This is a genomic window from Lysinibacillus sp. RU7 (assembly GCF_057837305.1).
Genome location: NZ_JBYQFK010000030.1, coordinates 20,260 through 45,723 on the forward strand (window position 1 = coordinate 20,260; position 25,464 = coordinate 45,723).

The window sequence follows — 25,464 nt, forward strand, 5'->3', positions numbered from 1 at the left end:
ATCCCCCTAAAATTCAGTGATTTAGGGGGATTTAATTATTATAAAATTTAAATATGACATGTGTAAAGTGACTCAATCAATAATCCTCATCTTAATTCGTTATGGAAGTACGGTGGTGATTATTTTCGTAATATGTGATACATTCCTCAATAAATTGAATGATTTCTTTTTTTATAGGATATAGTTGCATCGTAGCAGATTGCTCTTCATCTTTCCTAATTTGCCAAAATGCCTCAACGAGTACTTGATTATCTCCGAATGTTTCCTCAGATAATAGTAAAATGTCTTCAGCAATCAGTTGACCGTGACGTGAATGCGGTATTTGTTCCTCTTCTATACATAGCTCTATTCGTTTAATGATATTTATCCACTTTGTAATGTTTCCTTGAGAATCCTCCATTTTTGGTAAACTCTTTATTAGCTGAACTTGTTCTTCTTCATTAAATAGCTGATTCAATAACAGTTGTTTTTGTTCTAGTTTTTGTTGTTTGTTTTTAGTAAGTAGAGGTAACAATTGCATCCAGTGCAATTTCCCCTCAATCTTTAAGACGTTTAATAGTGTTTGAGTATGAAGAAGCGATTGTTCAAGTGCTTTTTTGTCTGTTTCTAGCTGCATTTTATGTACGGTTAGTACTTTTTCAATGGAGAGATCATTAATAATTTGTTCAATATCTTTGAGAGACATAGATGTTTCTTTTAATAATGAAATCTTTTGCAATAATAACAAATCACTTTCTGAATAAAACCTTTTCCCATTTTCATCTTTTAATGATGGTACGGCTAAGTTGATTTGATCGTAATAGCGTAAAGTTCGTACTGACATATTCAACCTTTTAGCAACCTCACCTGTCGTAAAATATTCCATATTTTCCTCCTTGAAAAAAGTGGTTGAAGGTTACGTAACGTCACCATATATGATGAAGATAGCATAGAAATGATGGAGGAGGAAGAACAAAAATGAATAATCAAAATAAATGGTCTCAAAAAGAATGGAGCTGGAGAGAAGGGGGAATATTGCTGTTCGTCGTATTAGTGATTATCCCCATTTTTGTAGAAGGATACTTGCAGAGACTGATAGAACAGCTATTGCAAAACAGTTTATATGCAGGCACTCTTACAGGCGCTATTATGGCTATTGTGTTTGTTCTATGCACTTATTTTATCGCATTAAAACCGCATAAACTTAGTTGGGCATCAATAGGGCTACGTGGATTTCCTTTATCGTATTGGAAATGGATTATTTTATGGTTAATGGTCCTTATAGTTTTAAGTATAAGTATTCTTTTGCTGATGGACTTATTGCAAATCAGTTGGGAAAATAATAAGACAGAAGCACTCAAAACAGATGTAAATGGCACAACGATCCTTATAGGATTTATATCAGCATCCATTATTTCGCCAATCTATGAAGAGATATTTTATCGTGGATTTTTATATAAGTGGTTGCGTATAAAATATGGCGTAACGATAAGTTTGTTGGTAAGCCCCTTTATCTTTATGATCGTGCATATTCCCACTTATAATACATTGCCTATTACTTTTCTTTCAGGGCTGATTTTTGCCTGGACATATGAAAAAACTAGTTCAATTATTCCGGCCATTATGATCCATGCAGCTTTTAACGGAATTGCTATTCTCATGACATTGATTTCTTAAAAATACAATTTGAGTCGTGCATATTTTCTATCTATATGTCCAATAGATTTCGATGATTTCAAAAAAGGTAGAGGTTATTTCCTCTGCTTTTATTATTTGGTGTAAGGGGTAAAAGTTAATGAAGTATCTTAGCTGTGACATGTTATACATATTAAATCAACAAATGAAATTTTTTTTGCAACGAATTCCAATTTTTATCGTCTATAGCGTGAAAATGAGGTGATGTGATGCGAGAGGAACTGTTACATGAAGCAATGGATTTGCATACCGAGCACCTATTGCGGCTTGCGTATTTTTATGTACAAAGCTGGGAAGTAGCAGAAGATATTGTACAGGAAAGCTTCATTGCGCTTTATGAAAAAGCGGAACAGTATAAGGGAGAGGCTTCTCTCAAAAATTACTTGAGGAAAATTGTAATTAATCGTTGTCACGACTATTTACGTAAGAAAAAAAGGTGGCAACTTTTTCTCCCATTTAAAAATGCAAAAAGTGCCGAACAGGAAATCGTCCTTTCAAATGAAAAAACAACATTGCTACAGGCTGTAATGAAACTAAATGAGAAATACCGAGAAACCATTGTATTGTATTATTTTGAGGAACTTTCAACCGTCCAAATTGCACAATTACTCGTATTGAATGAAAGTACGGTAAGGTCACGTTTAAAACGAGCAAGAGATGAGCTGAGAAGATATTTAGATGACTCACAATGGGAGGTGCTTTTACATGAATCACTTTAAGAAACGATTAGAAGAGCAAACACCGATTTCATCAGCTCAAAAGCAACGTGTAAAAAGAAGCGTATTAAGTCAAAAAGGAAAGAAGCAAAGTATGGGATTCATCCCGATAGTAGCGTCCTTTACGTTTGTCGTTGTTGTGATAGTAGGAAGCTTTATGTTACTGAATACAAATTCTTCACAAATTGAAACAGGTACAACGCCTCCTATTGAATTTACAACCATTTACGATGTGATGGTGGGGGACGGAGAATCCGTGTCGGTAGCCGACATGGATCAATGGAATAGTGAGCTTTACTATTATGATGACCGTCAGCACATATTTCAGAAACGTCATTTTAATCTATACACTACATTAGTGACAGATAGTGATCTTTTAGAGATAGGGGATTTAGTAGGGGTGCTTGATGAAAAGCAAAAAGTTCCGATGATTGGAAATGTTATCGCCACACCGAATGACCGAGTAAAAGTAGAAAATGGTCAATTATATATAAATGACAAACTGTTCGAGCAATATTATTTTGCAGGGATGGAGAAGAACGTTTTTGAAGAGAAGGGCGGGAACCTACTTGAAGTGAAGCTAACAGAACAACTGGAAGTAAATACATTTGATTATGTCATTGCTTCTTACGATTGGATAAATGCCCCTGTTTTAATGGCTAAAGAAGCAAAAGAGGTTTATAAAATCGAACATATACAACGTTCTTCAACAGATGAACAAGAGCAAGTGGCAAGCTATTTAGAAACGGGAGATGAACAATATTTAATCGGTGTGTCACCAGAAATGATTTTAAAAACGTATTTATTTACAGTGAGTGATAATCATAATACAGTTCCTAAATTGAAAGCATTAGCTCTAAAAGAATTTAGTATTGTATGGCCATATGATTTGATCTATCATGAGGAGAAATTTGAGGAAATGCTTCAACATGTTCCGGCATCTATTTACCAAGGTACAGCAAGCATGCATATCAAAGGTTGGGATATTCCGTTTGTTACTGTAGAATTTCAAAAAATCAATGATGTTTGGAAAATTTCCAAGATTGAGTAGTGTATTAATAGAATAAGACTGTAAACAAACCAAGGTTTTAAATTTGTCTACAGTCTCCTTTTTCACTAGATAGAAACTTTAAAGGGTTGGTAAAGGCATGATATTATAAACCGTTACAATAGGGAAGTTTATCACTATTTGATTTATATAGTTTGCTGTCCTTTTATAAAAATGCTATTTTGATACTATTTAATATTTATTGCTTATTCGGGTTGCGATCAATGAACTCATTAATTTCATCTTTTAAGCGATATACTTGTGTGAAATAAAGACGTTCGGGTACATTATCACGTACTAGCCATTCTTTTAATACGTTATGGTGAAAAGTCACGAAGTACTCCATTAAAATTCCTCTGTCAATGCCTTGTTTTTTTGCCATTTCTGCTATAGAAAGACCTTCCTTCCAGTAGGCATCGTACTCTTGTTCAGTTAAGTTTAATAATTCATAAATTTCTTCGTAGTTATATTTTAGACTGTATTCGTATTCTTTTTCTACATTATCATTATTTTCCAAGTCCATTAAATCAGTATTATTAGCTAAAATTAAATCAGCATTATTCTTTTGTACTATATCGGTATTTTTAACTTCACTATCATTATTTGAATTTTTCTCCGCATTAGCCAAAAGCGTGAAGGAAAGGAAAGTTGAAATCAGTAGAAGAGGAATATATTTTAAAATCCTTGTCATTCTTTTTCTCCTTATATTGTAATTATTTATTTCAAGTGCAGTTTGTATAAAATTAAGAAGTATTATACGGGAATTCCTCAAATAGAATAAATTGTTTCATTTAAAAATGCAAAACCATTCAGGAAGATGGAGGTGATACTATGAAAATCAGAATATTTTTCTTAATTGTCGGAATATTGTTTGTTTCTGCTTGTGGACAAGAAATTGTTAAGGAAGAGCATGAAACATATTTATTAAATAAAGGATGGGAAATAAAAGAGTCTATGGAAATGGAAACCTATATATTAGATATTCCTAATGAAATGCTTAGTAATTATGAAGCGAGTGGTGTGACAGTTTTAAGTGAGTATTTAGGGGAGGAAGTTACAAAATATTCTTATGAGTTAAAAGAAAAAGATATGGAAGGAGAACGTTTGAAAGCAGTACTATTTGAAGCCGAAGAAGCGATTATTGGAGGTTATGGGATACTTCCAAGTTGGACACCTGGTGTATTTAATTTGGAGGATAAAGAACGCCTAATCAACGAACAAATGATTAAACAATAAGAGCTAGTAATGTTAAAAATGAAGTGACTCTCCCATTTAAGTAAGTCTTACTTGCCACGACTGAACTTCACTATTAGATGAAAGTCAAGCGACAAATGAAAAAATAATGGTATTCATTAATCCAATTATGATGCGCATTTTTAGTCTGTTACATCTATGGATAGTGCCGATTTATTGGACAATGAGTGCTTTATTATTAATAGCACAACAATTATTAATTGAAAAATATGTAAATAGAATAACCAGCCCCTCTTACGAAAAATGTAAGAGGGGTTTGCTAATTTTAATAACCATATTCTAAATTTGGGACGAGTTTGAAAAATATAACAATAAAGTCGTTTAAAAATCTAACTCTTATTAAACACTTGCTCCAGATTGTGGAGAATGGAGTTTACTACTATTTATGATACGGTTCACCATGATGTATCTAAATGAGGGATTTTATTATTTTTTTGTTATTTATCGTGATTTTAATTTCTACAAGGGAATTTTGTTTTTAGTACAAAGTAGGGATTGGATAACAGGCAACCGTTTCAATAAATCTTTCATCAAAACCATAGAACGTCCAGAATGTACCGTTCCACCTATATCCTGCAACTTCAACAGTATATGAATAAACACCCAAAAGGTTAAAAAGGACAAATAACTATGGATAGAATGTATATAAATCAGCTTTTTATTTTTACCTAGATAATAATTATTAATAAAATAATAGAATTCTCATGTTTCTAAAACACCATTGGATAAGTTGCCCTAATATCCCAAAATAGCTACATTCTGATTTTGCAAAACAAATCCATTATCCGACCATCCTAAAGTGTTCAAAATATACCCTAAAGAATCTGCATTATATCTTCCAGCGATTTTTTGATAAGCCAATAGCTCATACTTTTTATCCGAATTAAAGTCAACAGGATATAAGCCACTTAGAGGATTTACAAAACCTGTAATAGGACTTTTCAGTTTACCATTTTCATCATATATTTCAGTTAAATACTCAGCACCTTTTGTTGAAATATCTATCATGTACTTTTTATTATTGATTTTACTGACAACTTCCACTTTGTAGTAGTCTTGATAAGTAATCTCATATTGATATTGCTCATTATATACATTGAAATCAAACAGTAAATGTGCGGTATTTCCCACAAAGGAATAAATATAATGGTACATGATTCCACCACTACCGCCTGTAGCAATACTTATTAAAATATCATCTACTCCATTCCCAGTAAAATCCCCCAAGAATACAGTAGGATTGTAGCCAGCATTTTCTCGAAGTGTAACACTTTTAACAGTGCCAGTTCCTCTATCTTGAACGAGCAGAGTTATATTTTGAGTAAATGGACTAGCTGGAGTCTTTATTCCGGTTAAATAAACATTATCAAGCACTCTATCCCCCGTTACATCACCACGAGCAAACGAAACAATCTTTGGCTGATTCATAGTTGTCCTAGAATAATAGTTATACATCATAAACTCCTTTTTATGAGGATTTGCATTATCATTTTCTAACCGTCTTAAAGAATTAATGCTCTTTATAACTAGCCTTCATTAAGTAATATCTAATCACCAGCTTCTTAAAATTTATAAAGCCAACTGAATTAACATTAGAATATTATACGTACCCCGCTCTCGAAGTTTCCTAAAGAATGAATTACGTTTATTATTCAACATAAAGGAGGGGGAAAAATGAAGAAATACAATTCTTTTTCTTGTACGGTTACCATGATTCAAGATTATCTAGTAGGTTCAGATGAGGAATTAAAAGGGTGTTTTAAATTAATGTCCTTATTAAGAGAAGATGGTTCGATAGTAAATTTCGTTTTTCTCGAGATTTGAAGTATTTTTATCTAATTTACCCATCAGCCTATAAAGAATATATTAAAACCAACAGTAAATAGGTAAGAAGTAAGGGGTGAATAAATTTACCAAATTGGGATAACCTTAAGAAAATTCGCTGATTGGCGAGCCTGTTAAAGCGAAGATAGAGATGTAGTTTCACTTACACTTAATTCCTAAAGTTGGCCACTACGTCGAATCAGCCACTTGCTTAGCAAGTGGCCTTTTACATTCTGTTACTCATGTATATTTCAGCTTTTTTTTACAGGAACCATATCTAATTATTTCAATAGTCGTTTTTATATAAAATAACCTCATTTACTTATGATACGGTTCTCCATTATCAATGGTAAACGCCATCCTCAACAACCTAGCCTCATTGTTGAATAGAATCATTCGCATTTTTTAACAACCGTATTGTAAATTAAATAATTTTTTGTTGTTTAACATCTGGTATGAGATAGCCTGATCTAAGAATTGATCTGTCTTATAAGGAAATATAGGTACCTGCCACTTTATTATAGATGCGTTCATCTTTTACATTGCAAATAAGAAATAGCAAGCTCAGTACGGGTTGTAACTTGAAACTTACGATATAAGTTTTGAAGATGTTTCTTCACCGTATTTTCACTGACGAATAGTTGTTTGGCAATATCGATATTTTTATAGCCCCTACAAATATACGCTAAAATTTCTTCCTCTCGGTCCGTAACATGAATGGTACTTTTAGGCTTAGTATATTGGTGTAGCAAATACTGATTTTCAATCGTCTGTTTTAAATAGAGTAATGTTAACATGTCCTTTTGATTAAAACGTGGCTCATGATTTTTTCTGAGTAGGCCAATTGCTGCGACGGATTCCTGATCCTTTTTTATATACATGACCATTTCGTCATCATAGGCATTTGCCTTTAGAAAATATTTTTTGTAGTATTCCATATGCTTTGGAGGACAATCATGATTTTCATGCATTAATTGAATGGATTGTTGCTTTTGAATATTCGTAGGGTGTAAAGGGTCATAGTATTGATACGTAGATAAGTAATTTTGTATAGTATGTTGGTCCATATTGTATAGTACGGGTGTATCATGCAAATGCTCGTCTGATACTTCCCAAAAGAGCGTATGATGGAAATGCAAGTTCTGGCTGAATAACTGTAATACAGCGTATTTAAAACCTTCGTTGCTTTGAGATAAATTTATATTCGAGATTTGGTAAATCGTTTTCAAAATACTTTCATACTCGTTTTTTGCAAACACATAAATCACCACTTTTTCTCTTTTATGTATTCTATATTCTCTTAAAATAAATATTATCCTTTTGGGTAATATCTTTTTTTATTTTCTGTATTTAAACTGAGTGTAGGAAGTGAGTGGTTTTCATACATGAAATGAAGGAGTGGTTACATGAATTTACAGGAGTATGCTTCATATGATGGATTGGGACTAGCTGAATTAGTAAAAAACAAACAGGTGACACCAAAAGAGCTTGTACAATTAGCGATTCAAGGGATAGAAAAAGTCAATCCAGCGATTAATGCGGTAGTGAGTGTTCTTGAAGAGCAAGCAGATCATGCCATTACGAATTTAGATGAAACACAACCTTTTGCCGGTGTACCATTTTTGATTAAGGAATTAGTATTACATGCAGAAGGGGTTCCTCACAGCATGGGGAGCCGTATTGCAGAAAACACAGTAGTACCTGTGGATAGTGAACTAATGAAGCGGTTCAAAAAAGCAGGATTGGTGTTGTCAGGTACAACGACAACACCAGAGTTCGGCTATAATGCAGCAACGGAAGCGGTTGTTTATGGACCAACACGAAATCCATGGGATCCGAATTTTAGCCCAGGTGGATCTAGTGGCGGATCGGCGGCAGCGGTTGCTAGTGGGATTGTACCAATTGCCCATGCAAATGATGGGGGTGGATCTATTCGTATCCCAGCTTCCTGTAGTGGATTAGTAGGCTTAAAGCCGACACGTGGACGCATTCCAGAAGGACCGTTCAATAGTGAATTATTAAATGGAATTGCAATCGAATTTGCTGTTACAAAATCCATTCGTGATACAGCTGCACTACTTGATCAAGTAGCGGGGCCAGATATCGGCAGTTATTCAAAATTAGAAATGAACCATGCTCCTTACAGTAACTTAATTCAAACACAGGTAAGACCGTTAAAAATTGCTTGGACAACTGAACCAAATTCGGGTGTACCGGTGGATCCAGAATGTGTAGAAGCGGTTCATAAAACAGTCCAATTATTAAAAGAATTAGGACATGAGGTTGTAGAGGCAAGACCGAAGTATGAACAAGCTGCTTTTGCAAAGGCAACAGTGAACATTTGGACAGCGAATATTTATATGATGATTCAAGGGGCAGCAGCTAGTAGTGGCTTGAAGCCTTCACCAGAATACATTGAATCAGCTATTTGGAAATGTTATGAGTATGGTCGTGAGTTAAAGGCGAGTGAGTTATTAGAGGCAACAGCAGTCAATGCGGGTGTATCTCGTCAAGTTGCGACATTCTTTGAAGATTATGACGTCTTATTAAGCCCAACGATTGCTACATTACCAGCGAAAATTGGTGAGCTAAATGCGAATAATCCATCGATTGATGCTGTAGAATGGACAGAGCAAATTTTCACGTATGCACCATTTACGAATTTATTTAATGCAACAGGGCAGCCTTCATTGTCATTACCGATCGCTATGAGTAAAACAGGCTTACCAATCGGTTTACAATTTACAGGGAAATTTGCAGATGAGTTAACTTTACTACAATTAGGCAAGCAACTAGAGGAAGCGGTACCGTGGAAAGATCGCATACCAAACATTCATGTGAGCAAGCCTATCAACCAAAATGTAACAACGGTTTAAGTTAGAATGAGGATTAATTTTAAGGCAGCTTCGGGAAATAGATCATTTTCCGAGGCTGCCTTTTGTTTAGGCTCTGTTAAATTTCAATGTTGATGAAGCGTAAAAAAATAGAATTTCTATTTTTATTCAATTAACGCACTCCGTTACTTTAAGTGAGATGTTTCACAAATCTCCTTTGCTCTACGTTCCATTGATTTAGAGTAACCAAAACAATCTCTAAATAACTTCCTGCCAATATATTTTTGAAAATTAGTGTATTTATAGCGGTAAAACTCGTTCCAATAGCTAATCATTCTATTATAGCTTTTGCAAAACGAAACAATATTTTCAAGACAAAATCTTTTAATCCGTTCGGTATCCTGCTCTTTTAAAATATCATAAGTCATCTCTACTATTTCTACTACATATTCATCACATATTTTTACGATATAAGGAATAGCCCAGTCTTCATAATCCATCTGAAGCAATGAATAAATATGCTTTTGGCGAACAAACCCGTCACAACTTCTTGAATACATACAATGCAAAATCATTTTTTGTCGTTGACTTAAATTTTCTTTCACTTCATCTGCAATATCAATGTAGTAGGTACGATAAGGAAATCTAATCACTTTATTATCTTGAACATATTGAATAGTATCCTCGGACACACCGCTAGTGACATTATTATAAGTTTTATGAGGAATCATTCCAACCACTGTCGTCACATCATCTCTTAAATAGTTTGGAAATCCATCTTGAAACATCCAATCACATCCTTGCTTCGTATAAGGCTACAAAAGTGTAAAAACTGCTTTGTAGTTGAATAAGTAACAAAATTTATATCGTGAACTTAGATAACCTAAATGTATGATATGTTTCTGTATTTTGTATTAGATTTCCTTTAATAATCAAGTCTTTCAAAGTGACTTCATTTCTCTGGTGTTGAACACTTTCTTTTTGAATGGCTTTTAGAATATCAGTTGCTCTCACGTTCATTACTAATCTTTAAATAGTTACATCAATCATAGAATATCAGTTCTTGTAAATCAATTTTCAACAATAAATATTAACAAAGCCTTTGTTTAAAATGTGTGAGTGATGTTTACTAAGAAGCAGGGGATAGCACTACCATGTTAGAGAAAGGTATTTACTAATGTCGAATCGAATGTAACATAGAAGGATTGAAAAACGGGAGTGAAATAAGAGAATGGATCAAGATATGCTACAGAAAAAATTGATATTATTTTTCCTTCAAGATCATATTAGTTTTCTTACGAATAAAATAGAAGCTGATTTTCATCAGCATCATTATATACAAGTAACACTTGCGTTGGATGAGCCTTTTACACTTGAAGTAGAAAATCAAGTGTTCCATACCATAGGAGCGATTATCGATTCGAATAAAGCGCATAAATTGCACGGGACGAATGGTTGGCAACTGTATTTATTAGTGAATCCAGAGTCTATTTTTGGTGAGAATTTACGACAAAAATTAAATGACACGAATGGTGTTTATATTTTTCAGCAGATGCATCAGGAGCTGTTAACAACCATTCATCGCATAAAAGCTGTACATAATTATCAACAGTACGATTCATTTTTGCATCATTTAAAACAAGCGTTGGCTATTCAAGTAGTGACATCACAATCGATGATTGATCCACGTATTCAACAAGTGCTTGAGTATATTAAAGGTACAGCTCTTGAGGAAGTGGAGATAAAGAGGCTAAGTCGTTATATCTATTTATCGGAAAGTCGATTGTCACATTTATTTAAACAGGAAATGGGCATTTCTTTAACGAGTTATTTATTGCATGAAAAGATAAAAAGAGCATTTCAACTCATATTTAGTGGTTCAAGTATGACAGATGCAGCGATTGAAGCGGGGTTTAATAGTTCGTCGCATTTTACAAGGAGTGCGAAAGAAAAATTAGGCATGACTCCTAGTGCGATTAAAAAAGATAGCATCTATTTGAAAGTATGAGGCTGAATCACCCTTTATAGTAAAAGTAGAAAGGGTGATGGAATTGAATGAATTTTTAAAAGAGACTCCGATGTTAGACTTTCAGCATCCTGATATTCAGCAAATAGTGGAACAGCGAAAGTGGCACAATTTATCGGAAAAAGAAAAGATTGCACAGATTTATGATTTTGTGAGAAATGACATTAAGTTTGGCTATAACAGCAGTGATGATATATCGGCATCACAGGTGCTCCAAGATGGATATGGACAATGTAACACAAAAAGTACACTGCTTATGGCACTGTTACGAGCAGTTCATATTCCTTGTCGGATTCAAGGGTTTTACATTGATAAAAAAATGCAAAAAGGGGCATTAACAGGTTTAGCTTATTTCTTTGCACCAGAGAAAATTGTCCATGCTTGGACAGAAGTATATGTTGAAGAACAGTGGTTGGCGTTGGAAGGGGTTATTATCGATGATCGGTACTTACAACAAGTAAAGGATAGGCTGAGCTGTGTCAATAATGGCTATATTGGTTACGGTATTGCAGTAGAGCAAAAAGAGGAGATTAATCTATGCTTTAAAGGCCAGAGTACGTATATTCAAAGTTTCTCTATTACAGATAAGCTTGGAATTTTTACAAGCCCTGATGAATTTTTTCAGCGATACAACAATACAAAGAGCTTTGTCAAAAGAGTGCTGTTTAACTTTTTACGTAAAAGAATAAATAGACGATTAGAGCGTATAAGAAATACTCCATCTACAAATTAAGGGAATAAAGTTATTTAAAAGCAACTAATATTTGAATGTTTTGCGAGCGTTCCCTTATACTCAAAAGGGAACGTATGTTTATTTTTCGGGTAGGATGCTAAGTACGAGATGATTTCATGAGAGGGGAATAGAATGGAAAAAGAGAATATGCGATTAGTGCATCTGATTGAATATGCTAATTCAAAAAGTGGAGCAAAAGCCTATTTTAGAGAGGATTGGGGCTGTTATTATTTTGATTTACAAGGAAAACAATTTGGACTTATAGGAAACAAAAATAATCGATATGTTCTTACTGTAAAAGGCATTCCTGAGGAGAATGAGATTTTACGTACAGTGTATCATGATGTAAGTGCTGGTTATTATGCTAATAAAAAGCACTGGAACTCCATTAATCTGGAAACGGATGAACTATCTAATGATGAATTAAAAAGAATGATTGATCTATCGTACCAATTAGTTTTTGAGAAATTACCAAAAAAAGTGCAATCTTCTTTAAAGGAAGAGCATCAACAAAATGTAGATTGAAGATCATATTTTAAGCGATTTTATTTTATAAGTCTTCATAACAACTATGGTATATAAAAAAACCTTGCTAACTATCATACATACAAAAACCAAGGAACACGAACCTAAAGGTGTTCTTTGGTTTTTATTTTTTCCTTTAATTTTAGAATAGCTTCATTTTAGAAAAATGATATGAATGAAAATCTAATGCGCATGATGATGTTCGTGCTGCGTATTGAAATTACATAAAAGTGTATTTTCATGCTTGTGTGAGGCTGGTTCCAGTTGGATAGTGACATGATGTATCGATAAATGTTGCAGTTGATGCTCTAATGTTTGAAGTATAAGTTGGCTTTCTTTTATAGTTAGTGTGTCTTGAACGACGGCATGGCAAGATAATGCATTTTGTCCACTTGTAATGGACCAGATGTGAAGGTCATGCAGGTCAAGTATACCTTCTGTTTCACGGAATGTACGGATAATTTCATCGATATTTACATTCGACGGTGTACCTTCCATTAAGACATGGACGGCATCTTTTGTGACACGGAAGCCACTCACTAACACTAAACCAGCGACAATGATACTCGCTAATGGATCAGCCCAACCCCAATCGAAAAAGAGAATAAGAAGCGCGGCAATAATAGCGCCGACCGAGCCGAGCATATCACTAATCACGTGTAAAAAGGCAGCTCGCATATTCAAATTGTCCTTTGTATCGCCCCCGCGCATTAAAATCCAAGCAACCACAATATTTACAAGTAATCCGATACTCGCAATGTATAACATGCCTGTTGAAGCCACTTCTGGCGGATTGGCAAAGCGCCCGATTGCTTCGTAGAAGATGAAAAGGGCGATAGCAATTAAAGTAATGCCATTAAAAACAGCAGCCAAAATTTCAAATCGTTTATAGCCATATGTTTTTTGATTATTTGCGGCTTTCTCTCCGAGGGAAAAGGCAAGAATACCAATAGCAAGGGAGATCGCGTCGCTTAACATATGACCGGCATCGGATAATAGCGCTAAACTATTCGTAAGTAATCCGCCAATGACTTCGACAATCATATAGCCTGCAATGATAATAAAAGCAATGAGCAAAGTTTTTTTATTTGCTCCGTGTGTATGGTCATGACCATGACCATCATGATGGTGTCCCATAATTAAAACCTCCTACATATGTTTGGCATGCTCAATCATTTGTTGTAAAACGGCCATTACGTGCTCATCGTCCTGTGTGTAATAAATCGTCGTTCCTTCTCGACGAAACTTCACTAATCGCATGTTTTTTAAAAATCGCAGCTGGTGTGAAACGGTAGATTGCTTAAGATTGAGGTGTTCTCCAATCTCATGTACGGCATATTCTTGCTTAGATAATAAATGTAAAATACGAATACGTGTCGGATCTCCTAAAGCTTTAAACGTTTGTGAAACTAAAAATAATACTTCCTCATCTAAATCTCTTACAGTTGTTTCCAATTGTTCATTATTCATAACAATACACATCCTTTTATATTAATATATGCTTATATGATTAATTGTTCATATATAAATATAATGCGTAGTATGTAATAAAGTCAAACTTTTTCGAAAATACAGTGGTTTTATTTATTTCTGTACAAAAGCTTTTCATCAATAATTTAAATAACAGCTGACACTTGTACATATAGTGAAGCATAATGAAAAAGGAAAGAAGTGAGAGAGCAAATTAATGGAAAATTGGATTGAAGGCATTATGAGTGAATGGGGATATATTGGGATTGCTTTATTGGTGGCATTAGAAAATATATTTCCACCTATTCCTTCTGAGTTCATTTTAACATTCGGTGGTTTTATGGCTATTCGAACTACCATGACTGTACCCGGTGTCATTATGGCTTCTACGATTGGCTCGGTAGCAGGGGCGATTTGCCTTTATAGTATTGGTAAGTTAGTACAATTATCGACTTTAAAACGATTGTTAGCAGGGAAGGTCGGATGGCTTCTTCGACTTCGTCCGCAAGATATTGATTCGGCCGCTGTATGGTTTCAAAAGCATGGATTTGCAACGGTGTTCCTCTGTCGGTTTATACCGATTATTCGTAGTTTAATTTCGATTCCGGCTGGGATTGCCCGGATGCCGTTCTTACTTTTTATTCATTATACAGCACTTGGTACATTGATTTGGAATACGGTATTAATTATGTTGGGTGCATGGGCGGGGGATAATTGGTCAAGTATTGTTACGACATTTGATCAATACAAATATTATCTCTTAATCCCCGTAGGCATTTTTATTATTTATTCCATGCTTCGTTTGAATAAAAGACAAAAGGAGATTTGATGAAAGCTAAATGGGGTTTACGCATCATTTTATTATTTGGTGTTTATGCCGTTGCGATGTATTTTTATATTTTTTACAGTAGTAATAACAGTATACCAGACGTATTAAAAGGAACTGCAGCAGATCCAAGTACTTATATGACAGGACGTGAACTATATTTAAGTGAGAGCTACTCGAAAATCAGAAATTTTTTATACTTTATTAAAACACCATTTGAATGGCTAATTTATCTTTTTATTTTAATAACAGGTCTATCCAAACTACTCGAAAAGTGGAGTTTAAAGTCAAAATGGACGATTGTAAGAAACGCCTTATACGTATTGTTGCTATCGGTCGTAACGTTTTTATTGTTGTTGCCCATTAATTATTGTGCTTATTTTTTTGCCAAGAGCTATGGGGTGAGTACACAACCTTTTCAACAATGGCTGACACAATATGCGATGAACTTTGGTTTGGAATTTATCACATCACTCATCTTTGTCAGTATTTTATATTTCTTTATTCGCCAAGCAAAACAGCGTTGGTGGGTGTATGTATGGGCAGTCCAAATTCCGATTACGCTGTTCTACGCATTTATACAACCACAAATCATTGACCCCCTCTATAACGATTTTACTGCGATAGAGGATAAACAGCTGGAGGAGAAAATACTGGCACTGGCAGAGCAAGCAAATATTCCAGCAGATCATGTATACGAAGTGGAAATGGCGGATGAAACAACCGCGATGAATGCGTATGTCAATGGGATTGGCTCGAATACGCGAATTGTATTATGGGATACAACGCTGCAGCAATTATCTGAAGAAGAGGTACTATTTGTCATGGCACATGAGATGGCACATTATGTACATAAGGATATATACAAAAATTTACTTTATTATTTTGGTATTACGTTCATCTTGTATTGGCTAATCGCTAAATGGATGCCTCGAATTATTGCGAAGTACGGAGCCATTTTAAATATTAAGCGTATGGAAAGCCTTCATTCCTTACCGTTGTATTTAATCCTTTCATCGATGTTGTTTTTTGCAACGAATCCGCTAGATAACGCGGTGAGCCGTCATCACGAAATACAATCAGACAATTATGCGTTAGCATTAATAGAAGATGAAGAAGCAGCTATTTCTTCATTTCAAGCTTTAGCGAGAGCGGGACTTAGTGAGGTAAACCCGCCGCTACTTGTAAAATGGTTCCGCTATACACATCCACCGCTAGTGGACCGGATTTATAATTTAATGGAACAATAAGGAGAATAACCATGTCCTCTGCGGTGGGACTTGGTTATTTTTATTATGCTATAATAGCAAAGAGGTGAATGAAATGTTTATATCAGAAAAGCAAGTAGAAGTCCGCTATGCAGAGACGGATCAGATGGGGGTAGTCCACCATGCAAGTTATATTATTTGGTGTGAGCTTGGACGTACACAAATCGTCAAGGATTTAGGGTTTAATTATGCCGAATTAGAGCGTTCTGGCTATGTTTCCCCGGTATTAGATATATCTCTTCAATATAAAAAAGCGATGCGTTACGGTCAGGTTGCTACAGTCCGTACTTGGATTGAATCGCATGGTAAATTGCGTACTACATATGGCTATGAAATTTTACATGAAGATGGCTCAGTGGCCGTAACAGCTACGAGTCAGCATACGATTATTCGAAAAGATACATTCCGTCCTGTAGCGCTTCGTAAAATCGACGAGGCGTGGGATGAGAAATATAAGCAAGAAGCGCGAATAGTTGAATAGGGGAAAGGGGGTGTTTGGAACGTTTTCACGTTCTGGATACCCCCTTTTTAATCAATAGATACTAAGAAATATTATTGTGGCGGTGGTCGTAAAGATTCCGTACTTAGATGGCTCCTTTTTCACTTTCAAGGTATTTAAATTGTTGGTATAATTAAGTTTGTGACTATTTTTGAACGAATGAAGGAAAGGGTGTTCAGATGCAGACAGTAGCAACTGAGAAATTGCGTTTACATATCGTACTGACAAATACAGCACGTGAAGCGATTAAGCAGCATGTTCAAGATGAACACGCCTTTTTTAATTTACAAAAAGCGTTTGTTGTGTTCGTTGAAAAACTTGAAACGGATGGTACACAGCTTTCCTTAACGCTTTATTTTGACCCCCAAATCAATAAAGGGCTTGCAAAGAAATTCCCAGAGCGCGTTTGTATTATGGATTGCTTATTTGATATGAAAAGCGGTTTAGTAGCGAAAAGCTTCCGGACACGTGGTATTGGTACGCCAGTTGCGACGAATCGACGTGAACGGATGTTAGTTCATTTTGTACCAACACGGATTAATGGTCATACATATCCGGATAAGTTTATTACATCGCTTGCCAATCTGCCGTTCTCTAAAGAGCGATATGATTATATTAATAAGCGCATTACGAGCTGGGAAGGGTATTTAAAGGTTTTAAATAAAAACGCAGAAATTGAAGACATTGAAGCGAACTTTTCAAGTCCCCGTTTTAATGCCGAGTTTTCACATGTTGTCATGCAGTTATCGGGAATCGATGCTAAGCAGTGGAAGCAATTGAAAGGTTTAAGTTCTCGCGTACGCGGCTATCACGTAGATTTAGGAGACGTTGTGAAAGTCAATCGTGGTGATCGTACCGTAGAAATTGAGTTAAAACCGGATATGGCGCGTCGTGCACGAAAAAACGAGCTTCATTTTGAATCGAATAAAATCGAATTTAGTAATGCAGCGACAAAAGCACAATTACAACGCTTGCTGCGCGGCTTTGAGCGATTGAAAGAAGGACTTGCAGCGAATGCGAACTTAGAAAATATCTTATTTGAAGATAAACCGGTTATCGCAGAGCGCCGCCAAGACGTCGAATTACAATTTCATAATTCATTAAATGAATTCCAACAAGCGGCTGTTGTCGGAGCCATGAGTGCGGAAGATTTATATGTTATTCAAGGTCCTCCAGGCACAGGGAAAACAACGGTTATTTCTGAAATTTGTTATCAAAATGCCAAAGCAGGCTTAAAAACGCTTGTTGCCTCTCAGTCCAACTTAGCCGTAGATAATGCGTTAAGTCGTTTACTTTCAAACAAAGATATCCGTATTCTTCGTTATGGTCGAACAGAATCAATCGAAGAAGAAGGGAAAAAATTCATCGAAGAAAATGTTTCAGCCTATTGGAAAACACAAACGTATGAAACGATTACAAATGAAGTAGAGCATCATGCTTCAAAAGAGCAGCAATTAAATCAAGAAATTGCTGAAACGAAGCAGAAAATTGAGACACTGACAACGCAAAAAGCGGAGCTAGAAGAGCAAATTGAAAAGAAGCAACAGGCACAAGAGCAGCTTGCTGAAATAGAGCAATCGATTACCGCCTTAAAAAAGCAGCTAAGTTCATTGAAAAAAGAGCGAGAGGAAACAGAGGCGGCACTGGAAAAGCTTCGTGCTAATATTGCCGGCTATGAAGCGGACATCGCTAAGTTAGATGAAGATTTATCCCAATTTGATACAGAAGATGTCATGCAAAAGCGTTTAGAAGAGGCAACGAAATTGTTCGATGAAGCATCTGTAGAGCTGGAATTAGCGGAATTATTAGCAGAGCAAGCAGAGGTACGTACACAACTTACCGCTTCCGAACAAAAACTGCAGCACTTAACAGGCGGCATATCTGCTATTGAAGCACAGGCACAAGAAATTACGGCATTAAAGAAAGTGTATGAAGTCGAACGCTATATGGAGGAGCGCGGTCTTCGTCGTAGCTTCGTATTGGATCGACTTCTCATGTCTCTCGGTGAACGTCAGCAACAACTCGAAAAATATAAAGGTATTAAAGATATCGCTGCACGCCTCGATAAAGCGATTGTTTATAGTGAAACGACACTCGGTATTCATGTCAATCACTTGCCACTCCCACCGAATCACACATACTCTATTGGAGAAGTAAGTGATTTTTTATCCAAGCTCAGTAAAGCATTTGTGGAGAAGAAAATTAACACGACAAATGGGACCCGTTCTATTCAAGGGCTACATTTACGAAAAGCATACATCGATGAGCAAATGCATCATTATAGTGCTTTAATCAGTGACACGGTCATTATTTTTGAACGTTTAAAAGAAGGACTCATTGCCGCCTTACAAGAACAGCAAGGCGCAAATGAAGGTGTCATTCAATCACTGCAAGATCAAATTCAACGATTAAAAGGAAAGTTAACCGTTACATCGATGCATATCGAGTCACTACCAGTGCAAGAGGCGCGCCCAGTAGAAACATTACGTACAATGCGTATTGAAGCAGACAAAACAAAAAAAGAAGCAACGAATTTACTTGCTAGCATGGCAGAAATTACATCTGCCAAAGCACAAAAGCAAGAAGCGCTTCACATTGTCCAGCAAGAGCTACAAAGCGGAGAAAAATTATTAGCAGAAACAGTGGCTACATTAAAAGACGTCAATCATACAGGACTCACCCTTGAAAAAGAAAGACAAGAACTGGAGCTACTCATTAAGCAAAACCCTGAACAAGCATTAGCGAATGTTGAACAAGCGCTTGTTACATGCACAGCTCAAATAGCAAAACTGGAGGAGCGTATTGCACTTCTTCCTGTTACACAAAACTTGCAAAAGCAGTGGCAACAGATGCTGGCATCAGCGAACGAGCATGACTTAGATGAAATTCGTAAGCTGTATGTGAAGCATGCGAATGTGATTGGGACAACATGTGTAGCTTCAGCTAATCGTGAGTTTATGGATAACTACCCAACATTTGATGTGGTCATCATTGATGAAGTATCGAAAGCGACGCCACCAGAGCTACTACTCCCAATGCTAAAAGGAGCAAAAATCATTTTAGTAGGGGATCACCATCAGCTACCACCGTTAATTGGCGATGAAACATTTGAAGAAACGCTGGAACAAGTATTAAAAGAAAGCGATACATTTGAAGAAAAACGAGAGCTTGAAAAACTGCTAGAAGAATCGCTATTTGAGCGTCTATATAAAAACTTACCAAAAGCGAATAAAACAATGCTTGCTATTCAGTACCGTATGCATGAAAACATTATGCAAACAATCGCACCATTTTATAAAAATGAAAGTGATGAATTGCAATGCGGCTTAGCTGATTCTGATGCACTAAGAGATCATCAGCTTGAAACAATGCATTTCAATCGTAACCATCATTTACTTTGGTTTGATGTGCCAAATGAAAAGCCTTATTTCGAGCAACGTATGCAGGAGGGAGCAAGTTTATTTAATGAAGCAGAACTCGCGATCATTAAAGACCTTCTTCTTGATATGAATGATGCAACGGAAAAAGCAAAAGCAGCAGGCAAGCTAGAGCAAGATGCTTTGAAATCGGTTGGTGTTATTAGCTTTTATGCAGAGCAAGTGAAGCGTATTAATCGCCTAATCGAACAGGAAATTAGTGTGCCGCATCTCCATATCCGTACAGGTTCAGTCGATAAGTTCCAAGGGATGGAAATGGACGTGATTTTAGTGTCAATGGTACGAAATAACGGGGGCAACGGGGAAATTGGTTTTGCCAAAGATTATCGTCGCCTAAATGTTGCACTTTCAAGGGCACGTGAATTACTCGCACTCATTGGCAGCACGGAAATGTTTGCACAAAAACCAAAAAGACGAGAAGTACGTGATATGTACAGTCATGTACTTGAAACAGTCAAAACACAAGACGGCTACCGTGCATTTAAGGAGGTTCACTAAATGGAACTGACCACATTACAAAAGCAGTTAGCCTCTCAGCTTACACAAATGGACGGAGCGAAAATTGTCCATGACATGCGCTTCTGTATTCCAGTTCATACGTTTAAAGTAACGTATCATCCCGTCTTAAAAAAGCCGATGGATATTTTAATGAAAATGATGCTACTATCTTTTCAAACGGGTGTCTTTCAAGACGGGGAAACAGTAGCGGATGTGCTGCTTGTCGAGCCGCTTTTTATTAACGATTTATTAAATAAAATGATAAAGACAGGTCTTGTTGAAAAAGACACGACGTTACAGTTAACTCCGAAAGGCGAAAAGCAATTAGCAGAGGGCGTTTATGAGGAAGAGCTTGATGCGGTAAGTGATGTATTGCAATACAGTCCGCTTCATGAAAGCTTTTTGCCTGGGGATATTGAGGCCGTTCTAGATTTTGATGAATTCCCAGACGAATTATCGTATGCAGCTAATATGGAAGTAGGACAACTAGATGAACAACAAATGATTGAGCTTCTAACCGAGCAGCAAGAAGCGGAAGAAGAACTGAACACATACGTTACATCTATCCTATCGAGTGAAGAAATTCAAATTAATGATGTACCATGCCTAGCCTTTATTTTACACAATGAATCGGAGGATGCATTGTATGCGCGTGTTTATAATACGCTAACAAATGAATGGGACAAGCAACTAGAAGACGTATTACATGCCAATGAGCGGGCGATGTGGAAAGAACGTTATTTGTAAGAAGCATAAGAGGATGAAAAGAACTGTTTTCCAAAATGGAGACAGTTCTTTTGTTTGTTTAATGTAACAGAGTATATTCCCTAGCTTTTATGTAAAACTAGGTGGTCCGATTTGAAGAGGTATGCCACAACTTTTATATATAATAATTTAGTTAACCTAAAGGAATATGGGGAATTTTTTCTTGTTATTTAAACTTAGGCAAGGATTATTATGACTGATATGATACATCTTTAGAAGCAGAAAAGTTTTTAGAGAACAAGCTGGAAGCGTTAATCCCAAATCAGCCTTAGTCGGTAAAAAATCAAGCACATATGCATATCAAAAATGATGTCTCTGTCTACCTTTCTTCTTATGATGGAGTGGCTAATTTTCCAGAAACATCAACTGCCCTAGCTGTAAAAATTCAAAATAAGGAATTACTTATTATGGATCCATATGGCCTTCATGATGTATTTCATCATATAGACATCCCGTCAGATTTATGCGGATTTACAACGGTAAGCAAAGAAATATCCCAAAACGAGGGTTTGGGAAGGTTATAAGAATGACTTTTGAAACTTTTATAATTGAATTAACGTAAATATAGTACTTCTTGTAGGGAGGGGGTTATTGTTTTTATTTATTATTTTTTATTTAGTTTAGGTGTGTTATCAGTTATAGGCAGTGCGATTTTTTTTATTCGTATGTATAGAACGAGTGAAATTACGTTTTGGCCGATTATGAAAATGCTGAGCAGTTTTCTAATTGGGCTTCTCCTTTTATGGATGACTGTTCCAAGTTTAAAATATGTAATAACGAAAGACTTTGATGTTGTTAATGGTAAATGTACGATAGAAATATCTTCATCTGGTCGTTCTTCTGATTCAACTTTCAATATGCTTCATACAGACGAACAATTTACTTTCAATGAGATTCCTGAACTTGATGCTTATGGCAAATCAATTCCGTATTACTGTGAGGTTACAGTGACCAAAGACCGTATGTGGGCAATGGATTATAAAATTTATGATTTAAAGACAGGAAAGCTTATGGATTCACACACAGATGAGTAGCTTATTCTTTGAAAAAATATGAAGAATAAATATACATATGTAGCTGAAATAACGTTCCCAAATGAAAGTTTGGAAACACACAAAAAAGCCATGAATGTTGTGATATGAACGTTTCATGGCTTTCCCTATGGGCATTATTTATCCCGCTTTTTATGCAGGAAGCTTAAACACTAGATACCTCGATATCGACTTACTGTTTAGTGTTCATAAAATTGCGTATATTTCTTAGCGTTGTACATCCCCATTTTCCTGACGCTACCTCATATAGTAAGGCTTACACCAAAATTTCATTAACATATGGAATTATACAAAATTTATAGAAGTAGCATGAAAGAAAAACAATGGCATAAAATTTGGTCAAAATTAGTGATAAAAAATAAAAGAGTATTTCTTCTGTAATGAAATCATGTTTAATTTTTATTCAAACTTTTATATCAAGCTGCAGTACTACTTAATTTAATGTTTGGAAACAGTGAAATGCACTTTAGTATTGAAGTATCCATCTTGTACTGTTAAAATTTTCTAAACATAATGAAGAGAAGAGTAGATAATAGCTGGTTCCTTTTTAGAGAGCTTGGTGAGATGAAAGCAAGGGCGCTATTATTGAAGCAAGGCTTGGAGTGGTGTGTCGGATCTACAATAGTGGTGGTATAATGTCAGCTTACGTTATAGAGCAACGGTATAAATCAATATGGTTGTACTGAATAAGGTTATGTATAGTGATGTACATAATGAAATAGGGTGGCACCACGTTTCGTAAACTTGTCCTATGAATGCGTCCCTAAGATGATTTTGAAGGTGTATGGGGAAAAAAGCAGATGGACGAAATAATCCTCGTTCAAAGCTAATTTTAAACTGCCTTTCTAAATTTTTTGTCTACAATTCGTTATGAGACTTGTGCTGAGAGGAGAGAGGAATATATGAAACAAGCATTAGCTTATTTTGAAGGAAATCAGTATGATCAAGCTTTTCAACGAATTAAACAATTAGTTGAGCAAGAGCGTTCGGTCGAAAATTTACATAATTTAGCCTGGATGTATGTAAACGAGGAAGAGGATTTGAATTTAGGGCAAAAATTATTAGAGGAAGTTATGGAAATGGAACCACATCATCCTTTTCCATATGCGCTACTGGCAGAAATATATTTGAAGAAAAATGATTTATTAAGAGCTGAAGCTTTATTATATAAAGTGATCGAAATGGGTCGACTTCCATCGGTCGTTCATAATCTAGGTGTGCTACATGTCAAAAGAAAGCAATGGAAAATGGCCGCTGACTATTTTAGAGAAATTGCTAAGCCGTCAAGCTATGAGCAAATGATTGAGGTTTACTGTCACATTCGAGCAGGGGATGACAGGGCAAAAGATTTATTGCTTCAGTGGGATGAAGAGCAAGACGATTTTATGGGTTGGAGTGAAGCAGCTGATTTATGGATAGAACTTGGTGAATTGCTGATAGCTAAAAACTTGTTCGAAAAAGAATTAGATATAATTAGTGTATCATCACACTATGTAATCAATCGTTATAGTTATGTGTTGTATCAATTAGCGCAAGAAGAAAAACTTTTAGACATCCAAAAGAAATCGTTGAAACAGATTGAACAGTATATTGAAGAAATACAAAGGGAAGACGATTGGATTGAGGAAGAACGGCAAGAGCGAATTCAAGAGTTAAAAGAACTGCATCAACAATTCGAACATTTTCCTGCAAAATTGAAATTAGGGTTCAAACCACCATTTGAAATCGATGTTTACGTTGAAGGTGGTTGCTACTTATTTGGTTGTGTGCGGCATGGCCATGCTTTTTATAATTTGTGATAAGTGAATAGGATTTAAATACATCACTTCCTTTAAAGGTTTTATGTATTTAGATGCGACTTATTGGACGTAACGCTGCAACATACATAAGTGTAAAATGTCGTGTTTCTTATGTATGCTGTAGCGAAGCGCGGACGATGCCCTGCATGCACATCTTTATATAATGAAGTGTGCTACATATAAATGGTATCTCAATTTTCATTGATGGAACATTTATCTAGAAAAAAGCCCGCAATTGGCTAGGATTTCATTTGCACTTAGTAAAGTAGCTTCTTTTATTCCTACATGATTAATTTTCATAAAGGACTGCACAGCTTGATATCCAACTGCATAGCCTGCAAATGGTGATAAGCCAACAGGTTGATATCCTTGTTCTTTCGCAATCGTATCGCCAAACATATAACTGCTAACTTCAGCAAACCCCTTTACATGTAAAGCCTCTTTTATCACTTCCGTTGAATAAGCCAAGTCTTCCTTATCAAAATCACTAACCCAAGGACCTAAAAGTTCTTCTCCATAAAGTTCTTTTGCAAAGGATTCCGCTAATCCCTCAATGATTAAATAATCACCAACTGTAATGTTGCCATGATCCCAATCGAAATAAGAAAAACGAATATTATGGTGAAATTCATGCGCAATGACAGCTGGAAGTTTAGAAATGGTGTAGGTATTAGGAAATAGAATGACTTGAATAAATCCTGGAATTCCTCCAAAACCAGTATATCCTTTTTGTAATTGGAGTTTCTTTGGATTGGCTATATACAGACCAAATTTTAATTCATCCGTATTTAGCGTTAGATTGTTTACGCTCATAAAATCCAAACAACGCCGTAAAGCATCATGTACCGTCTGTATAGCTTGAGCTTTTTTTAAGTGTGCTAGTGCTTCAGTTCCTATTTCTGTTTCCCATACATTAAGGTATCCAAGCATTTCTGTAGCCATAATAACATCGTAGCCATCTGGGTACTTTGAAGTTAAAGGAACATTAATTATATTCCACATCTCTTCAAAGGGTTTCATCATAGTATATCGAAAATAGTTTTCTCTTTCGTTATGTAGCGTAAATAACCTTTCATATTGTTCCAGTGTATTCTCAATTATTATTTTCATTGCTACTCACTCCTTTAAAGGTAACTATAGGGGATGACGCAACGTAAAAGTCAATAAGATATCCATTTTATTGAAACAATTGGAAATTTAGTTCGTATATAGATAA

23 protein-coding genes and 2 pseudogenes are annotated in these 25,464 nt (G+C 35.7%); 16 read left to right on the plus strand and 9 right to left on the minus strand.

Going from position 1 to position 25,464, the window contains the following annotated elements; genetic code table 11:
• Nucleotides 1–91 precede the first annotated feature (91 nt).
• Nucleotides 92–865 (minus strand): MerR family transcriptional regulator, encoded by a 774-nt coding sequence (locus AC3II9_RS18070; RefSeq protein ID WP_489157674.1) that lies wholly within the window; start codon nt 863–865, stop codon nt 92–94.
• 92 nt (nt 866–957) lie between these two features.
• Between AC3II9_RS18070 and AC3II9_RS18075 the strand changes: the two genes are divergently transcribed.
• From AC3II9_RS18075 to AC3II9_RS18085, 3 genes are all read left to right on the plus strand, one after another.
• Nucleotides 958–1,656 carry a CPBP family intramembrane glutamic endopeptidase gene (locus AC3II9_RS18075; protein WP_489157675.1) on the plus strand — a complete coding sequence of 233 codons (699 nt, stop codon included), beginning with the start codon at nt 958–960 and terminating at the stop codon, nt 1,654–1,656.
• 227 nt (nt 1,657–1,883) lie between these two features.
• Complete coding sequence (locus tag AC3II9_RS18080; protein WP_489157677.1) at nt 1,884–2,393, plus strand: RNA polymerase sigma factor; 510 nt, start codon at nt 1,884–1,886, stop codon at nt 2,391–2,393.
• The gene (locus AC3II9_RS18085; protein WP_489157679.1) at nt 2,380–3,441 is read left to right on the plus strand and encodes a S26 family signal peptidase; all 1,062 of its coding nucleotides are present in this window, start codon (nt 2,380–2,382) and stop codon (nt 3,439–3,441) included. Before AC3II9_RS18080 ends, AC3II9_RS18085 begins: the two co-directional genes overlap by 14 nt.
• 196 nt (nt 3,442–3,637) lie before the next feature.
• Here the strand turns inward: AC3II9_RS18085 and AC3II9_RS18090 are convergent, their stop codons facing one another.
• Nucleotides 3,638–4,129 carry a hypothetical protein gene (locus tag AC3II9_RS18090; protein ID WP_489157681.1) on the minus strand — a complete coding sequence of 164 codons (492 nt, stop codon included), beginning with the start codon at nt 4,127–4,129 and terminating at the stop codon, nt 3,638–3,640.
• 140 nt (nt 4,130–4,269) lie between these two features.
• Here AC3II9_RS18090 and AC3II9_RS18095 point away from each other — a divergent pair, with 140 nt between their 5' ends.
• Nucleotides 4,270–4,674, plus strand: a complete 405-nt coding sequence (locus AC3II9_RS18095) for a hypothetical protein (RefSeq protein WP_489157682.1) — start codon at nt 4,270–4,272, stop codon at nt 4,672–4,674.
• A gap of 753 nt (nt 4,675–5,427) precedes the next feature.
• Here AC3II9_RS18095 and AC3II9_RS18100 read toward each other — a convergent pair.
• Together AC3II9_RS18100 and AC3II9_RS18105 are read right to left on the minus strand one after the other, a co-directional pair.
• On the minus strand, nt 5,428–6,147 hold the full coding sequence (locus tag AC3II9_RS18100) for a VCBS repeat-containing protein (RefSeq protein WP_489157683.1): 720 nt from the start codon (nt 6,145–6,147) through the stop codon (nt 5,428–5,430).
• Nucleotides 6,148–7,046: 899 nt separating this feature from the next.
• Nucleotides 7,047–7,775 (minus strand): response regulator transcription factor, encoded by a 729-nt coding sequence (locus AC3II9_RS18105; protein ID WP_489157685.1) that lies wholly within the window; start codon nt 7,773–7,775, stop codon nt 7,047–7,049.
• A 147-nt stretch (nt 7,776–7,922) separates the two neighbouring features.
• Here AC3II9_RS18105 and AC3II9_RS18110 point away from each other — a divergent pair, with 147 nt between their 5' ends.
• Nucleotides 7,923–9,392 (plus strand): amidase, encoded by a 1,470-nt coding sequence (locus tag AC3II9_RS18110; RefSeq protein ID WP_489157687.1) that lies wholly within the window; start codon nt 7,923–7,925, stop codon nt 9,390–9,392.
• 143 nt (nt 9,393–9,535) lie between these two features.
• On the opposite strand, the gene AC3II9_RS18115 is transcribed toward AC3II9_RS18110, so the two are convergent.
• Together AC3II9_RS18115 and AC3II9_RS18120 are read right to left on the minus strand one after the other, a co-directional pair.
• Nucleotides 9,536–10,138 carry a hypothetical protein gene (locus tag AC3II9_RS18115; RefSeq protein WP_489157689.1) on the minus strand — a complete coding sequence of 201 codons (603 nt, stop codon included), beginning with the start codon at nt 10,136–10,138 and terminating at the stop codon, nt 9,536–9,538.
• A gap of 73 nt (nt 10,139–10,211) precedes the next feature.
• Nucleotides 10,212–10,328: pseudogene (locus AC3II9_RS18120) on the minus strand (IS1595 family transposase); the annotation flags it as partial.
• A 253-nt stretch (nt 10,329–10,581) separates the two neighbouring features.
• Between AC3II9_RS18120 and AC3II9_RS18125 the strand changes: the two are divergent.
• From AC3II9_RS18125 to AC3II9_RS18135, 3 genes are all read left to right on the plus strand, one after another.
• Complete coding sequence (locus AC3II9_RS18125) at nt 10,582–11,358, plus strand: helix-turn-helix domain-containing protein (protein ID WP_489157691.1); 777 nt, start codon at nt 10,582–10,584, stop codon at nt 11,356–11,358.
• A gap of 37 nt (nt 11,359–11,395) precedes the next feature.
• Nucleotides 11,396–12,109, plus strand: a complete 714-nt coding sequence (locus AC3II9_RS18130) for a transglutaminase-like domain-containing protein (protein WP_489157693.1) — start codon at nt 11,396–11,398, stop codon at nt 12,107–12,109.
• A gap of 132 nt (nt 12,110–12,241) precedes the next feature.
• Nucleotides 12,242–12,634, plus strand: a complete 393-nt coding sequence (locus AC3II9_RS18135) for an MmcQ/YjbR family DNA-binding protein (RefSeq protein ID WP_489157695.1) — start codon at nt 12,242–12,244, stop codon at nt 12,632–12,634.
• 183 nt (nt 12,635–12,817) lie between these two features.
• On the opposite strand, the gene AC3II9_RS18140 is transcribed toward AC3II9_RS18135, so the two are convergent.
• Nucleotides 12,818–13,771, minus strand: coding sequence for a cation diffusion facilitator family transporter (locus AC3II9_RS18140; RefSeq protein WP_489157697.1), 954 nt, complete (start codon nt 13,769–13,771; stop codon nt 12,818–12,820).
• 12 nt (nt 13,772–13,783) lie between these two features.
• Complete coding sequence (locus tag AC3II9_RS18145; RefSeq protein ID WP_489157698.1) at nt 13,784–14,104, minus strand: ArsR/SmtB family transcription factor; 321 nt, start codon at nt 14,102–14,104, stop codon at nt 13,784–13,786.
• Nucleotides 14,105–14,321: 217 nt separating this feature from the next.
• Between AC3II9_RS18145 and AC3II9_RS18150 the strand changes: the two genes are divergently transcribed.
• The 8 genes and pseudogenes from AC3II9_RS18150 to AC3II9_RS18185 all read left to right on the plus strand — a co-directional run bounded on the left by AC3II9_RS18150 (nt 14,322) and on the right by AC3II9_RS18185 (nt 24,248).
• Complete coding sequence (locus AC3II9_RS18150; protein ID WP_489157700.1) at nt 14,322–14,933, plus strand: DedA family protein; 612 nt, start codon at nt 14,322–14,324, stop codon at nt 14,931–14,933.
• Entirely contained in the window at nt 14,933–16,180 is a 1,248-nt protein-coding gene (locus AC3II9_RS18155; RefSeq protein WP_489157702.1) for a M48 family metallopeptidase, read from the plus strand. Before AC3II9_RS18150 ends, AC3II9_RS18155 begins: the two co-directional genes overlap by 1 nt.
• A gap of 73 nt (nt 16,181–16,253) precedes the next feature.
• A complete protein-coding gene (locus AC3II9_RS18160) occupies nt 16,254–16,679 on the plus strand; it encodes an acyl-CoA thioesterase (RefSeq protein WP_489157703.1) in 426 nt (141 codons plus the stop codon).
• Between the two features lie 197 nt (nt 16,680–16,876).
• Nucleotides 16,877–20,632, plus strand: a complete 3,756-nt coding sequence (locus AC3II9_RS18165; RefSeq protein WP_489157705.1) for an AAA domain-containing protein — start codon at nt 16,877–16,879, stop codon at nt 20,630–20,632.
• Nucleotides 20,633–21,379 carry a nucleoside-diphosphate sugar epimerase gene (locus AC3II9_RS18170; protein WP_489157706.1) on the plus strand — a complete coding sequence of 249 codons (747 nt, stop codon included), beginning with the start codon at nt 20,633–20,635 and terminating at the stop codon, nt 21,377–21,379.
• A 302-nt stretch (nt 21,380–21,681) separates the two neighbouring features.
• Nucleotides 21,682–21,921, plus strand: a pseudogene (locus AC3II9_RS18175) (nucleotidyltransferase family protein); the annotation flags it as partial.
• A gap of 102 nt (nt 21,922–22,023) precedes the next feature.
• On the plus strand, nt 22,024–22,431 hold the full coding sequence (locus AC3II9_RS18180; protein ID WP_489157708.1) for a hypothetical protein: 408 nt from the start codon (nt 22,024–22,026) through the stop codon (nt 22,429–22,431).
• A 920-nt stretch (nt 22,432–23,351) separates the two neighbouring features.
• Nucleotides 23,352–24,248, plus strand: a complete 897-nt coding sequence (locus AC3II9_RS18185) for a tetratricopeptide repeat protein (RefSeq protein WP_489157710.1) — start codon at nt 23,352–23,354, stop codon at nt 24,246–24,248.
• 213 nt (nt 24,249–24,461) lie between these two features.
• On the opposite strand, the gene AC3II9_RS18190 is transcribed toward AC3II9_RS18185, so the two are convergent.
• Nucleotides 24,462–25,358, minus strand: a complete 897-nt coding sequence (locus AC3II9_RS18190; RefSeq protein ID WP_489157712.1) for a DUF2268 domain-containing putative Zn-dependent protease — start codon at nt 25,356–25,358, stop codon at nt 24,462–24,464.
• Between the last annotated feature and the right edge of the window lie 106 nt (nt 25,359–25,464).

What these genes read in the sequence shown, in the direction of transcription:
- AC3II9_RS18070 (WP_489157674.1), bottom strand. Translation starts at nt 865, where the DNA reads ATGGAATATTTTACGACAGGTGAGGTTGCTAAAAGGTTGAATATGTCA.
- AC3II9_RS18075 (WP_489157675.1), top strand. Translation starts at nt 958, where the DNA reads ATGAATAATCAAAATAAATGGTCTCAAAAAGAATGGAGCTGGAGAGAA.
- AC3II9_RS18080 (WP_489157677.1), top strand. Translation starts at nt 1,884, where the DNA reads ATGCGAGAGGAACTGTTACATGAAGCAATGGATTTGCATACCGAGCAC.
- AC3II9_RS18085 (WP_489157679.1), top strand. Translation starts at nt 2,380, where the DNA reads ATGAATCACTTTAAGAAACGATTAGAAGAGCAAACACCGATTTCATCA.
- AC3II9_RS18090 (WP_489157681.1), bottom strand. Translation starts at nt 4,129, where the DNA reads ATGACAAGGATTTTAAAATATATTCCTCTTCTACTGATTTCAACTTTC.
- AC3II9_RS18095 (WP_489157682.1), top strand. Translation starts at nt 4,270, where the DNA reads ATGAAAATCAGAATATTTTTCTTAATTGTCGGAATATTGTTTGTTTCT.
- AC3II9_RS18100 (WP_489157683.1), bottom strand. Translation starts at nt 6,147, where the DNA reads ATGTATAACTATTATTCTAGGACAACTATGAATCAGCCAAAGATTGTT.
- AC3II9_RS18110 (WP_489157687.1), top strand. Translation starts at nt 7,923, where the DNA reads ATGAATTTACAGGAGTATGCTTCATATGATGGATTGGGACTAGCTGAA.
- AC3II9_RS18115 (WP_489157689.1), bottom strand. Translation starts at nt 10,138, where the DNA reads ATGTTTCAAGATGGATTTCCAAACTATTTAAGAGATGATGTGACGACA.
- AC3II9_RS18125 (WP_489157691.1), top strand. Translation starts at nt 10,582, where the DNA reads ATGGATCAAGATATGCTACAGAAAAAATTGATATTATTTTTCCTTCAA.
- AC3II9_RS18130 (WP_489157693.1), top strand. Translation starts at nt 11,396, where the DNA reads ATGGAATTGAATGAATTTTTAAAAGAGACTCCGATGTTAGACTTTCAG.
- AC3II9_RS18135 (WP_489157695.1), top strand. Translation starts at nt 12,242, where the DNA reads ATGGAAAAAGAGAATATGCGATTAGTGCATCTGATTGAATATGCTAAT.
- AC3II9_RS18140 (WP_489157697.1), bottom strand. Translation starts at nt 13,771, where the DNA reads ATGGGACACCATCATGATGGTCATGGTCATGACCATACACACGGAGCA.
- AC3II9_RS18145 (WP_489157698.1), bottom strand. Translation starts at nt 14,104, where the DNA reads ATGAATAATGAACAATTGGAAACAACTGTAAGAGATTTAGATGAGGAA.
- AC3II9_RS18150 (WP_489157700.1), top strand. Translation starts at nt 14,322, where the DNA reads ATGGAAAATTGGATTGAAGGCATTATGAGTGAATGGGGATATATTGGG.
- AC3II9_RS18155 (WP_489157702.1), top strand. Translation starts at nt 14,933, where the DNA reads ATGAAAGCTAAATGGGGTTTACGCATCATTTTATTATTTGGTGTTTAT.
- AC3II9_RS18160 (WP_489157703.1), top strand. Translation starts at nt 16,254, where the DNA reads ATGTTTATATCAGAAAAGCAAGTAGAAGTCCGCTATGCAGAGACGGAT.
- AC3II9_RS18165 (WP_489157705.1), top strand. Translation starts at nt 16,877, where the DNA reads ATGCAGACAGTAGCAACTGAGAAATTGCGTTTACATATCGTACTGACA.
- AC3II9_RS18170 (WP_489157706.1), top strand. Translation starts at nt 20,633, where the DNA reads ATGGAACTGACCACATTACAAAAGCAGTTAGCCTCTCAGCTTACACAA.
- AC3II9_RS18185 (WP_489157710.1), top strand. Translation starts at nt 23,352, where the DNA reads ATGAAACAAGCATTAGCTTATTTTGAAGGAAATCAGTATGATCAAGCT.
- AC3II9_RS18190 (WP_489157712.1), bottom strand. Translation starts at nt 25,358, where the DNA reads ATGAAAATAATAATTGAGAATACACTGGAACAATATGAAAGGTTATTT.